11 protein-coding genes and 1 pseudogene are annotated in these 12753 nt (G+C 69.9%); 5 read left to right on the forward strand and 7 right to left on the reverse strand.

Features of this window, described 5'->3' with window-relative positions; genetic code table 11:
• Positions 1–922: 922 nt before the first annotated feature.
• From ACWEOO_RS28340 to ACWEOO_RS28350, 3 genes and pseudogenes are all read right to left on the reverse strand, one after another.
• Positions 923–1357, reverse strand: a pseudogene (locus ACWEOO_RS28340) (AAA family ATPase); the annotation flags it as partial.
• 43 nt (positions 1358–1400) lie between these two features.
• Positions 1401–2144, reverse strand: a complete 744-nt coding sequence (locus ACWEOO_RS28345; RefSeq protein WP_452145613.1) for a universal stress protein — start codon at positions 2142–2144, stop codon at positions 1401–1403.
• A gap of 115 nt (positions 2145–2259) precedes the next feature.
• Positions 2260–2901, reverse strand: a complete 642-nt coding sequence (locus ACWEOO_RS28350; protein ID WP_452145614.1) for an HAD family hydrolase — start codon at positions 2899–2901, stop codon at positions 2260–2262.
• Between the two features lie 42 nt (positions 2902–2943).
• Here ACWEOO_RS28350 and ACWEOO_RS28355 point away from each other — a divergent pair, with 42 nt between their 5' ends.
• Both ACWEOO_RS28355 and ACWEOO_RS28360 read left to right on the forward strand, forming a co-directional pair.
• Complete coding sequence (locus ACWEOO_RS28355; RefSeq protein ID WP_452145615.1) at positions 2944–3975, forward strand: DUF4037 domain-containing protein; 1032 nt, start codon at positions 2944–2946, stop codon at positions 3973–3975.
• A 3-nt stretch (positions 3976–3978) separates the two neighbouring features.
• On the forward strand, positions 3979–5013 hold the full coding sequence (locus ACWEOO_RS28360; RefSeq protein ID WP_452145616.1) for an enolase C-terminal domain-like protein: 1035 nt from the start codon (positions 3979–3981) through the stop codon (positions 5011–5013).
• A gap of 11 nt (positions 5014–5024) precedes the next feature.
• Here the strand turns inward: ACWEOO_RS28360 and ACWEOO_RS28365 are convergent, their stop codons facing one another.
• From ACWEOO_RS28365 to ACWEOO_RS28380, 4 genes are all read right to left on the reverse strand, one after another.
• Positions 5025–6665 carry an MOSC domain-containing protein gene (locus ACWEOO_RS28365; RefSeq protein WP_452145617.1) on the reverse strand — a complete coding sequence of 547 codons (1641 nt, stop codon included), beginning with the start codon at positions 6663–6665 and terminating at the stop codon, positions 5025–5027.
• A gap of 79 nt (positions 6666–6744) precedes the next feature.
• The gene (locus ACWEOO_RS28370; RefSeq protein WP_452145618.1) at positions 6745–7644 is read right to left on the reverse strand and encodes a hypothetical protein; all 900 of its coding nucleotides are present in this window, start codon (positions 7642–7644) and stop codon (positions 6745–6747) included.
• 9 nt (positions 7645–7653) lie between these two features.
• Positions 7654–8352: a hypothetical protein gene (locus tag ACWEOO_RS28375; protein ID WP_452145619.1), complete on the reverse strand. Its 699-nt coding sequence runs from the start codon at positions 8350–8352 to the stop codon at positions 7654–7656.
• 272 nt (positions 8353–8624) lie between these two features.
• Positions 8625–10151: a sulfatase family protein gene (locus ACWEOO_RS28380; RefSeq protein ID WP_452145620.1), complete on the reverse strand. Its 1527-nt coding sequence runs from the start codon at positions 10149–10151 to the stop codon at positions 8625–8627.
• Between the two features lie 85 nt (positions 10152–10236).
• Between ACWEOO_RS28380 and ACWEOO_RS28385 the strand changes: the two genes are divergently transcribed.
• From ACWEOO_RS28385 to ACWEOO_RS28395, 3 genes are all read left to right on the forward strand, one after another.
• Entirely contained in the window at positions 10237–11241 is a 1005-nt protein-coding gene (locus ACWEOO_RS28385; protein ID WP_452145621.1) for an acetylxylan esterase, read from the forward strand.
• 95 nt (positions 11242–11336) lie between these two features.
• A complete protein-coding gene (locus ACWEOO_RS28390) occupies positions 11337–11762 on the forward strand; it encodes a glyoxalase superfamily protein (protein ID WP_452145622.1) in 426 nt (141 codons plus the stop codon).
• Complete coding sequence (locus ACWEOO_RS28395) at positions 11759–12745, forward strand: RNA polymerase subunit sigma-70 (RefSeq protein WP_452145623.1); 987 nt, start codon at positions 11759–11761, stop codon at positions 12743–12745. The genes ACWEOO_RS28390 and ACWEOO_RS28395 overlap by 4 nt, the downstream gene beginning before the upstream one ends.
• Positions 12746–12753: the final 8 nt, after the last annotated feature.

A 12753-nucleotide genomic window follows, 5' to 3' on the forward strand; every position in this document is an offset into this window, starting at 1 on the left:
GCCAGCCGGCGAACGCGATCGTGAAGGCCTGCGCGAAGGAAGGCATCGCGCCGGCCGACCTCGACCTGATCGAGATCAACGAGGCGTTCGCGGCGTCGAGCCCGCCGGCGCTCCGCTGGGCGGTGGCGGCGGCCAGCACGCGGTCGGCCCGGCGGCCCGGGTCGATGGTCAGCGCCGCCGCCCGCTCCAGGAATGTGCCGGCCGCGAAGAACCCGCCACGGGCCCGGGCGCGCTGCGCGGACCGTTCGAGCTCGGCGGCGACGTCCTCGTCGGGCGCCATGGTCGCCTGCGCCCGGTGCCACGCCCGGCGATCGGGGTCGGTCCCGGGATCGGTGACGTCGGCGAGGGCCCGATGAACGGCCAGCCGCTGCTGCGGTGTCGCCATCCGGTACGCCGCGGAGCGCACGAGCGGATGCCGGAACCGGATCTGCCGGCCGAAGGTGATCAGCCCGGACTCGATCGCGCCGGCCGCCGGGTCGGCGCCGAGCCCGAGCCGCTCGGCCGCCTGCCACAGCAGGGTCGGGTCGCCCAGCGGTTCCGCGGCTGCGGTGAGCAGGAGCAGCCGGGTGCCGGGCTCGAGGACTTCGAGGCGCCGGACGAAACTGTCCTCGATCCGGCCGGCCAGGCTGCCCCTGGTCAGACCGCCGGCCAGCTCCGCGGCGGTCCAGGCACGCGGGAGTTCGAGCAGGGCGAGCGGGTTGCCGTGGGTCTCGGCGACGATCCGGTCGCGGACCCGCGGGTCGATCGGCCCCGGCAGCACGGATTCGAGCAGTGCTCGCGCCTCGGTCTCGTCGAGGCCGCGGACCGCCAGCTCGGTCAGGCCGGTGAACGCGTGGTCGTTGCCGTCGCGGACCGCGAAGACCATCACCACGGATTCGGCCGCGAGCCTGCGGGCGACGAAGGCGAGGATGCGCGCGGACATCAGGTCCAGCCACTGCGCATCGTCGACCACGCACAGCACGGGCCGGTCGCCGGCGGCGTCGCAGAGCAGGTTCAGGACCGCGAGACCGATCAGGAACTTGTCCGGCGTCGGGCCGCTCACCAGGCCGAACGCCGTACCGAGCGCCTCGCGCTGCGGTGCCGGCAGTCGCTCGAGATGTTCCAGGAACGGCTGGAGGAGCTGGTGCAGGCCCGCGTACGCGAGCTCCATCTCGGACTCGACCCCGGCGGTTCGGGTGATCCGGCAGCCGTCGGCACCGGCGATCAGGGTGTCCAGCAAGGCCGACTTGCCGACACCGGCCTCGCCTGTCAGCAGCAGCACCTGGCTGCGGCCGGCCCTCGCCTCGCTGACGAGCCCTCTCAGTACTTCGGTCTCCCGCTGCCGGCCCCTCAGCTCTCGATGCTCGCGATCTGCCATCCCCACGCCGGTCAGCCTAGCCGGGCCGGCCCGGGTCCACTGGTCAGACCAGTATTACTGGACCGCGCGCGAGCCGGGCGACTGTCGCGTTGCCGGTCTGCTGAAGCCAGGTCCGGTCGGCTGTCAGGACGGTCAGGGCCGCGGCAGCGGACTCGGCCAGCACGGCGCTCGCGACGGTGCCGGTGACCGCGCTCCGCCGTATGTCGACCTCCGGGTACGCCGTCTGCCACGCGGTGACGTCGGCCGGACCGGTGTGCAGGATGGTCAGACCAGTGCCCCGCCGCCGCGCCGCGCCGAACGCGAACCCCAGCGCATCCGACCGGTCGTGACCGTCGACGGCGACGACCACACGCCCCGTGGACGGTCCGGCCGCGTGGTCCGCGGTCAGCCCGACGACTGCCAGCGACCCCGTCGTACGGCGGGCCAACCGCCGGGCCAGGCTCCGCTCGAAGCTGCGACCGTGCCCGATCACCACGAGTGCGCCGGTGCTCTCGCGGGCCTCGTTCAGCAGTGCGGTGGCCGGGCGGCCGGGGAAGACCGTGGTGGAGATCCGCAGGCTCGGGAAGATCTGCCGGACGTGGCCGGCCGCCTCGTCGACGACCTCCTCGGCTGCCTTCAGGTCCCGCTCGTCGACGGTCAGCTCACCGAGCGGGTCGAGCAGGTGGGGCCAGCGGAACGCGTGCACGATGCGCAGCTCGGCGCTCCGGGCCGCGGCTTCGGCCGCAGCCCACTCCAGCGTGTCCTGGCTGTCGAGTAGGACGACCACTGGGCCGTAGTACTGCTTCATCGGGGTGCCTCCCTGGACGCTCTTCGGTGTGAAACCACCGTCTCGTCGCAGGCAGGTGCATCACACCAGGGAGAACCACGGGCCTGTACCCCTGGGGATCATGGCGGCTGTCGTCTCAGGCGTCGAGCAGTTGGAGCGCCTCCGTGATCGAAGCGGCGACCGGGGCGCCCGTCGAGTGCAGGGCTTGCGGGGTCATCGCGCCAGTGGTGACGAGCACGCAGCGGGCGCCGGCCGCCTGGGCCGCCTCGGCGTCGTCGACGACGTCCCCGATCAGGACGACATCGGCCGGATCGAGCTGCTGCGCCTCCAGATGCCGGACCAGGCTGTCGGCCTTCGAGCCGCCGCCGACCTCGCCGGGCAGCCCGTCGATCCGGGTGAAGTAGGTCGTCAGCCCGTAGTGCTCGACCGTGGGCGTGAGCCGCGAGTGGAACCACATCGACAGCAACGACTGCGTCCGCCCGCTCGCCGTGCAGGACCGCAGCACCTCGTGCGTCCCGGCGGCCAGCTCACAGGTGTGCAGCAGCGCGTCGTACCGATCGTGGTAGAGCTTGTCGACCTGCTCCCACTCCGCCTCGTCCAGAGTGCGCCGCAGGATCTGCTCGTACGACAGCCGCATCGGCCGCGCGTAGGCCGCCTGCCACTCGCCCCAGCTCAGCTCCGCCCGCCCGAACCCGGCACAAACTTCGTTGACGGCAGCCAGGACGGCGTGATTGTCATTGAGCAGCGTTCCGTTCCAGTCCCACACCACATGTCGCACCGGGCAACTGTAAACGGGCAGATCGAACCGAAAGGCGGCCCAGTGGGTTCCAAGGCTGAGTTCAGGCCGGCGGCTGAGGTCGCGGAAAGGTTTCACTCCGAGGTGGTCGCGCCGCTGGTGGGGGACATCGGCTACGCGGCCGGGCTGCTCGGGTGGGGGTCGGACGTGCTCGGATACGACACCGCGCGGTCGATGGACCACGGCTGGGGGCCGCGGCTCGCCGTACTGGTGGACGCGGCCGAGGTCGAGCGGGTGCGGAAGGCGGTCGACGACGGGCTGCCCGACGAGTACGACGGGTATCCGGTGCGCTTCGGTTGGGACAGCTTGGCGCCGCGGCACCACGTGACCGTCGCGACGCTGGGGGACTGGTTGCGGGGGCAGCTCGGGTTCGACGCGTCACAGGGCATCGGGATCGACGACTGGCTGGTGACTCCGCAGCAGCAGCTCCTCGGTGTGGTGGCCGGCCGGGTGTACGCGGACGACGGACGGCTGGCCCGGGTTCGTGAGGCGCTGGCCTGGTACCCGGACCAGATCTGGCGGTGGACCCTGGCCTGCCAGTGGTCCCGTGTTGCCCAGGAGGAGGCGTTCGTCCAGCGCACGCACGAGGTAGGTGACGAGCTCGGGTCGCGGGTCGTGGCTGCCCGGCTGGTGCGGGATCTCATGCGCCTGGCCCTGTTGCAGGCCAAGGCCTACGCGCCGTACAGCAAGTGGCTCGGTACGGCGTTCGCGCGGCTCGATCACCCGGACGGGCTCGACGTCGCGCTGGCCGACGCGGTCGCGGCCACGTCGTACGCCGAGCGCGAGCGGGCGCTCGTCACGGCGTACGAGCTGGTCGCCCGGCGGCACAAGGCGCTCGGGATCACCGACGAGCTCGACCCGGCCCCGCGGCCGTACTTCGACCGGCCCGCGATGGTGCTCGGTGCGGACCGGTTCGTGCAGGCGTGCCTGGCGACCGTGACCGACGAAGCGGTGGCGCGGCACGGGCTGATCGGGTCGATCGACCAGTTCGCGGACAACACCGACGTGCTCAGCAATCCGGCGGCGTTCCGACGGCTGGTCTCTGTCTATCGTTGACCGATGACCCTCGCCAGGCACGTCATCAGCTCGGTCACGACCACCGAGATCCGCTACGACTACCTCCGCACGATCGGCCGCAACTCGTTCCTCGGGAGCCACGGGAGCGGCGGCAGCACCACGGCGTACGTGGTGGAGACCGACCGCGGCGCGACGGGCTGGGGGCTGCCGCTGCACGACGCGGACCCCGGCTCGCTCGTCGGACGGAACCTCGCAGAACTGATCGACCCGGACCGCGGGGTGATCGACCCGGCGGCCGAGTTCCTCGACTACCCGCTGCACGATCTCGCGGCGCGGGTCCTCGACGTGCCGGTGTACGCGATGCTCGGCGGCGCCGGGTCGCCCCGGGTGCGCTGCTACAGCGGCGGGATCTACCTCGACGACCTCGACGGCGGGCTGGACGCGATCCGGGCGAACCTCGCCCAGGATCACGAGTTCGGGTTCCGCGACTTCAAGCTGAAGATCGGCCGCGGGCATCGCTGGATGGACTCCCACGGCGGTCTGCAGCGGGACATCGAGGTGACCCGGCTGACCCGCGAGCTGTACCCCGACGCCGGGATCCTTGTCGACGGCAACGACGGCTTCAGCGTGAACACCCTGTTCGAGTACCTGGACGGTGTCGCGGACTGCGACCTGTACTGGATCGAGGAGCCGTTCGCAGAACGCCGCCCCGATCTGGAGGCGCTCCACGCGTACCTGCAGAAGCTGCCGGTCCGCCCCAAGGTCGCCGACGGCGAGTACGACCCGAACGTGGAGCACGTCCTCCAGCTGGCCCGCGACGGTCTCGTGGACGTGGCCCTGATGGACGTCACCGGCCACGGCCTCACCGCCTGGCGCCGCACCATGCCCGAGCTGTCCGCCGAAGCCTCACCGCACGCTTGGGGCCAGCCACTCAAGACCCTGTACGCCGCTCACCTGGCCGCCGGCCTCGGCAACATCCCGATCGTCGAAGGCGTCCCCGGCCCCGGCTTCTACACGCTGGAGGACGGCCACATCACCCTCACCGACCAGCCCGGCTTCGGCCTGAAGCTGCCGTAGCGCGGCGTCCGCTACATATCCAAGATGAGGTCGGTCGCCGGGCGGGAGCAGCAGAGGAGCGCCTGCCCGCTCGGCGGCGGTTCCAGTGGGGTGGGGGAGTACGTGAGGTCGCCGGACAGCACCGGGGTGATGCAGTTGTGGCAGACGCCGGTGCGGCAGCTCCACCGCGCCGGCACGTCACAGGCTTCGGCCAGCTCGAGCAGGGTGCCGTCGCGCATGGCTGTCGAGATGCCGCTGCGGGCAAACGTCACCAGCGGCCCATTGCCGGCGGCACCGTCCGGCTGATGCGGCGGCCTGAGGGTCTGGCCGACGACACCGGGATTCAGCGATGCCAGCGCGCCGAACAGCTCCGTACGGACCCGAGTGACCCCTACTGCGGTCAGTGCTGCCTGCATGTCCGCCATGAAGCTCTCAGGACCGCAGACGTACGCCGTGGCATCTGGCGGTAGGCCCAGCTCGAGCAGCCTGTCCTCGGTCAGCCGCCCCTCGACGGAGCTGTAGTAGATGTGCTCGTGAGCGTTCGGGAGCTGGGCGAGCAGGTCGTGTGCCTCCGCGGCGAACGCGTGCTCCGTCTGTCCGCGCGCCGCATGGATCCACCACACCTCGCGACTACTGCCTGCCAGGCTGTGAAGCATCGCGAGGACAGGCGTCACTCCGATTCCCGCGGAGATCAGCAGCACCGGTCCGGTGCCGTCCTCGAGCAAGAACTCACCGCGTGCTGCCGCGACTTCCAGCAGACTGCCGGACGACAGCTGAGCCATGTAGGCGCTGCCGATCCCGTGCGGCTCCTGCTTGACGCTCACACGGTAGCCGGGCGAGGTGGACAGCGAATAGCTGCGCACAGCCTCCGGCAGCCGGAACGTCAGGTACTGACCCGCCTGAGCCGCCGGCAGCTCACCGCCGTCGGGTGCAGCGAGCTTGATGGAGAACACGTCCTTGGCCTCAGCGACGACATCGGTGACGCGCAGCTGCCGGAAGCCGTCCCACGCCGGCCCTGGTGCGTTCTCCTTGTCCAGAAGCTCGTGGAACGATCCTTGCCACCCCGGGCTCATCGCCGGGATGCGTACGGCGATCCGCAGCTTCTCGATGTCGCGGTCGGGTAGGTACAGCAGAGCATCCGTGTCGGAGACGCTCAGGGCGCCCGGGCCGGTAGCCGTCTTGACGATCGGATCACCGGCCGCGATCTCGCCTTCGGTGATCACCCGGCAGTAGAACCCCGGCCGGTGGTGGCTGACGAGCAGCGCCGGCAGCTCCGGCTCACCCATCCGCAGTCCGACCCGGTAGCAGGTCACGCGCGGCTGCGTGACCTCCAGCTCGGCGCCGCCGATCCGGTAGCGGTCACCGATGCAGACCTCGTCGTCCGGCAGCCCGTCGACCGTCAGGTTCTCGCCGAACTGTCCGTAGCCGAAGTCGTCCCGCCCGAAGTGCTGCGCCCAGTAGCGGTAGGAATCCAGCTGGTACACCAGCACCGCACGCTGCTCGCCACCGTGGCCGGCCAAGTCGCCCTGGCCGTCGCCGTCCAGGTTCAGCCGACGGACCATCACCGGCCCGTCGACCGGCCCCTTCCACACGCCGGTGTAGACGGTCTTCCCGTTCCACTCGACGTCCTTCGGCAGACCGACGTTCACCGACACCACAGTCGCTTCACTCATCCGGACAGCTCCTCCACCGAGAGGTCACCGCCGACATCATCTCGCGCCCCCGTAGCCCGGGCACTCCCCGGGCTGACTCTCATTCGCCGAAGAGACGGTCGATCGGGAGGAACCAGCGGAAGTCGACCGGGTCGCCGAAGGTGGCCGGGACCTTGCCGCGCGGCAGGATGATCGTGGCCGGTCCATTGGCGTGCCCAACGGCGTACAGGTAGCCCGTGCCGGCCGCCTTGTCGATTCCGAGCAGCAGTGTGCCGTAGCTGCCGCAGCTGGTCGCGACCAGTGACTCGAAGCCCTGCCAGGTCGCGCGCCGGACGAGCTTCACGACTGGTTTCATCGGTGTGCCGGTCGGGATGTGGATCGTGTACAGCGCACCGCCGTGAGTGGTGGCCAGGAAGGTGTCGTAGGTCCGCGTCTTGCTGATCAGCGCCATCGCCTTGACCGCCGCGAACCCCGGGTACGACGTCTTGCCGCGCCAGACGCCGTTCGGGTCGACGGTCCACCGGAACAGGACGCCGTCGGAACGCAGCCCGTAGGTGTTCATCCGCCAGGGAGCGTCCTCGGAGGACACGGACTGCTCGACGGCGACAAAGTCCCGCCAGCCGCCGCCGATCCGGGTCAGCTGCGCGTGGTGGACCTCGGCGGTCAAGCCGGCCTGGTAGCGGGTGAGGTACAGCCCTGAGCCGATCACGACATAGCCGGACACGTGAGAACCGCCTGGGTCCGGTTCGGCACGCAGGGAGGTGCTGAGCCCGACCAGACCCGGCGCGAACACCTCCAGCGCGACCTTAGAGTCTCTCGTCAGCGTGGGCGGCACAGTGCTTGTGACGACCTGGGCGCGGTGGTCACCGTTGCTCGTCACCGAGCCAGCCGTGACCGAACAGGTCACCGTCGCGCGGTTCGGCGCCGCATCGGCCGGCCAGCCGAGCAGGCTGCCGGCCAGTCCGATCGCCGCCATCAGCGCAGTGGTGCGGCTTCTCATCTCGGCCCCCTATTCACCGAAGGGCGGCGGTTCGGGTTGCGTGATCCATCGGAAGTACACGGCGGAGCCGAACGATCCGGGGACCTTGCCACGCGGCTCGATGACGGTCGAGGTTCCGACGGCGTGCCCGACGGCGTACAGGTATCCGGCGTGGGTGTCGGTGTCGATCCCGATCACGAGCGTTCCGTAGATGCCGCACTTCTGCGCGAGCATCGCCTCGAAACCTTGCCAGCCTGACCGGCGGACGAGTTTGACGACCGGCTTCATGGGCGACGTCACTGGAATGTGGATCGTGTACAGCGCACCGCCCCGGGTGTTGGCCAGGAAGGTGTCGTACGTCGCGGTCGCACTGATCAGTGCCATCGACTTGACCGCGGAGAATCCCGGGTACGACGTCTTCTGGCCCCAGTTGGCGGCGTTCCACCGGAACAGCACGCCGTCGCGACGCAGCCCGTAGACCGTGTTGCGCGGCAACGTGCCCGGCGCCGAGTAGGACGAACGGTGGAGAGCGACGTAGCTGCTCCAGCCGCCACCGATCCGCACGAGCGCTCGGGCCATGATCTCCCCGTCCTCGTGGACGAGGGAGTAGGTGTTGTACAACGTGTCGCCCAGTACGACGTAACCGCTGACGTCGTAGTCGCCCTCCCCGTTCTTCGAGGAAGCAATCGCGCTGCTCAGCCGAACTGGGGCGGGATACGGCTTGTTCACGAAGAGTCCGGACGACCAAGTCGGCGGCATGGTCGCCAAGACGGCACTGCCGGACTCGCCGCTACCAGTGACTGCACCGACTCCCACCGAGCACACGGCCGATGCCGTGGCCGACGCCGGCTGGGTTGTCACGGCTCCGCATGCCAGACTCGCCGCGGCGAGCGCTCCGAGAAATTGCACTGTTCTCGACATGTTCCCCCACCACCCCCTGGTTGCCCCTGGGTCAACCGTCCTGGACCAGAACGGGGGTGTAGAGGGCCGAAGGTCCCGAGTCAGTGGGACCTGTTGGTCTCCGGGTCCTGTTCCACGCGTTGCCTGTGCTCGGCTGCATGCTCCAGTGACCTCTCGTCCGCCCACGACCACTTCGGTGCCGGGGTCGACGGGCCGTCGTACGGCAGGTCGGCATAGTGCCTTTGGAGTTCTGCCAGTTCGGCGGTCAGCGCAGCGCGGGTCTCGGCGAACGCCGGGTCCTCGGCGACGTTGATCAGCTCCTCCGGATCCTTCTGCAGGTCGTACAGCTCCCACTCGGATTCGAACAGTCGCTCCGACGAGCCCGGCACCCCTAGGCCGGCGCCGTAGTAGTGGATGAGCTTGAAGTCCTTCGTGCGGATCCCGTAGTGCGCGGGGGCGTGGTGGTACGGGTCGTCGTGCTCCCAGTACCGGTAGTAGATCGCCGTCGGCCAATCCGGGACCTGCTCACCACGCAGTAGCGGCAGGAAGCTGCGGCCTTGGGACGTGGGCAGCTCCAGCCCCGCCATGTCGAGGAAGGTCGCTGCGAAGTCCACGTTGGTGACCATCGCGTCGCAGGTGCCGCCGGCCGGGATCACCGACGGCCAGCGGATCATCATCGGCATCTGCAGCGACTCGTCGAACATCAGCCGCTTGTCGAACCAGCCGTGGTCGCCGAGGAAGAACCCCTGGTCGGACGTGTAGACGACGGCCGTGTTGTCGCTGACGCCCTCCTCGTCGAGGACGTCGAGCAGCCGCCCGACGTTGTCGTCGATGGACTGGACGCACTGCAAGTAGTCGCGCAGGTAGCGCTGGTACTTCCAGCGCATCCGCGCCTCCCGGTTCTCCGGGCCGCGCAGCTCGTCCGGCAGCTCTTCGCCGAGCTCGTCCGCGCCCAGGTCGTCCGCGACGGACATGCGCACGCCGCGAACCGCCTGGCTGCGCGTGCTGTGGTCGTCGAACAGCGTGCTCGGCTCCGGGATTGAACCGACCGGGTAGAGGTGCTTGTGCTTCTCGTCCGGCACCCATGGCCGATGCGGCGCCTTGTGGTGCACGAGCAGCAGGAACGGGCGGTCCGGGTCCCGCCAGCGGATCCAGTCGATGCTCTGGTCCGTGACGATGTCCGTCGCGTACCCGGGCACGGTCGCCGCGCCGTCCGGCCCGATCATCAGTGGGTCGACGTAGTCGCCCTGGCCGGGGAACACCCGCCAGTCGTCGAAGTGCCGCGGCGCGGACTCCGGCCGCTCACCGAGATGCCATTTGCCGAACAGAGCGGTCTGGTAGCCGGCGTCCTGCAGCACCTCGGCGAACGTCGGCACCCGGTAGTCGATCTCGGTGAAGATCGAGGCGACGCCGTTCACGTGGCTGTACGTCCCGGTCAGGATCGAGGCCCGCGAGGGGGAGCAGATCGAGTTCGTGCAGTACGTCGCGTCCATCCGGACTCCGTCGCGGGCCAGCCGGTCCAGGTGCGGCGTGCTGTTGACCTTGCTACGTGTGTTGTTGCTGTACGCCGAGATCGCGTGCGCGGCGTGATCGTCGGACATCACGAAGACGATGTTCGGGGTCGGCATCACCTCACCCTAGGTCACCTGCGGCCGGATTTGGACATCGCTTACCGCCGGACCGCCGGTGGGCGTAGGTTTGCCGGTTATGGCCATGTTCGACCTTTCCCTCGACAAGCTCCGCGAGTACCGGCCCGAGGTGGCCGCGCCCGCCGACCTGGTCGATTTCTGGCGCCGCTCGATCGAGAAGGCGCGCACCGACGACCTGTCCGCCACGTTCACCCTGATCGACAACAAGCTCGCGGTGATCGACACCTACGACGTCACTTACGCCGGTTTCGACGGCTCCCCGGTGAAGGGCTGGCTGCACGTTCCGGCCGGCGCGACCGGTCCGTTGCCGACCGTCGTGCAGTACCACGGGTACTCCGGGGGCCGGGGCTTCCCGCACGCGACCACGCTGTGGGCGCAGGCCGGTTACGCGCACTTCGTGATGGACACCCGCGGCCAGGGGTACAGTGCCGGCGGCGTCGACGGGACGCCGGACGCCACGCCGTACGCCGGTCTCAACCACACGCCCGGTTTCATGACGCTGGGAATCACCGACCCGGAGACGTACTACTACCGCCGGGTCTTCATCGACGCGGTGCGGGCGCTCGACGCGGCCCGGACGTCGCCGCTGGTCGACCCGGACCGGATGGTCGTCACCGGCGGCAGCCAGGGCGGCGGCATCGCGATCGCGGCGGCCGGCCTGGCGCCGATCGCCGGGATCGAGCTGCTCGGCTGTGCGCCCGACGTACCGTTCCTGTGCCACTTCCAGCGGGCGCTGCAGATCACCGACAAGGACCCGTACGGCGAGATCACGCGGTACCTGAAGGGGTTCCGCCAGGACGTCGACGCGGCGCTCACCACGCTCGGCTACTTCGACGGCGTCAACCTCGGCCGGCTCGCCACGGCGCCGGCGCTGTTCTCGGTCGCGCTGATGGACCCGATCTGCCCGCCCTCGACGGTGTTCGCCGCCTTCAACCACTACGGCGCCACCGGCAGCGAGCAGAAGGACATCGAGGTGTACCACTACAACGAGCACGAGGGCGGCCAGACGTACCAGCAGCTCGCGCAGCTGGACTGGTTCGCGAAGGTCTTCGAGGCGGCCGGAAAGTAGTCATCGATCGACCGATGAGTTTTCGGCCCGGGCGTCGTTACACGGTCATCTAACGTCGGTCAGACTGGGACCGACCTGACCGTGGAGGCCCCGAGATGACGCAGATGGACTGGAAACTCGAGCTCGTGATCGTGCCGGTGACGGACGTGGACCGGGCGAAGAAGTTCTACACCGAGCAGTTGGGGTTCGCCGAGGACGTCGACCATCGGGCGGGCGACTCGTTCCGGGTCGTGCAGCTGACACCGCCCGGGTCGGCGTGCTCGATCACGATCGGGACCGGCCTGACCGCCGCACCGCCGGGCAGCTACCAGGGCACCCACCTGGTGGTGAACGACATCGAGGCCGCGCATGCCGAGCTGGCCGGCCGCGGGGTCGAGGTGAGCGAGCCGTTCCACTTCACCCCCGAGGGGAAGCGTCCCGGTCTCGCGCCGGCGCGCGGTGACTACGAGAGCTTCCTGTCTTTCGAGGACCCGGACGGCAACGGCTGGACGGTCCAGGAGGTGGGAAGGACCGCCTCGTGACGACTCTCGAGGAGGCGGCGTTCGCGGGTGACGAGACCGCGTTCGCCGACCTCGCGGGCCGGCATCGCCGCGAGCTCCACGTGCACTGCTACCGGATGCTGGCCTCGTTCGACGACGCCGAGGACGCGGTCCAGGAGACGCTGCTGCGGGCCTGGCGCGGTCGCGATCAGTACGACGGGCGCACCTTCTTCCGCGCCTGGCTGTACCGGATCGCCACCAACGTCTGTCTCGACCTCACCCGTCAGCGCAGCCGGCGCCCGGTGTCCGCCGCCACGGACTCGCCGGGGGAGTTGGTCTGGTTGCAGCCGTATCCCGATCGGCTGCTGGACGAGATCGCGCCGCCGGCCGATCAGCCGGACGCCGTCGTGGTGGACCGGGAGACGATCGAGCTCACCTTCCTGATCGCGCTGCAGGCGCTGCCGGCCCGGCAACGCGCCGCGCTGATCGCCCGCGATGTGCTCGGCTGGTCGGCCGCCGACACGGCGAAGCTGCTGGAGACGAGCGTGGCGGCGGCCAACAGCGCGTTGCAGCGGGCGCGGGTGACGATGCAGCAGCGGCTGCCGGAGCACCGCGCCGACTGGTCCGCGCCGCGGCCGACCGCGGAGGAGCGGGAGGTGCTGGCGCGCTTCATCGACGCCCACGAGCGCTGTGACGCCGAGGCGGCGATCGCGATCGCCGGCGAGGACCTGCGGGTCTCGATGCCGCCCGACCGGCTGTCGTTCACCGGGCTGCGCGCCTGCCTGCCGCTGTTCCAGCGGGCCTTCGGGCCGGACCGCGACGGCGACTGGCGGCTCGTGCCGACGTCGGCGAACCGGCTGCCCGCCGCGGCGACGTACCTGAAGCGACCGGGCGATTCGATCTGGCGGGCCTTCAAGCTCGACGTGCTGTGGGTCGACGACGGCAAGATCGTGGAGATCACCACGTTCGGTGCGTCCCGGTTCCCGGGCTTCGGCCTCCCCGACCAGTGGTCCCCGGACCGCTAATGTGGTGA

The organism is Kribbella sp. NPDC004138 (genome assembly GCF_053603655.1).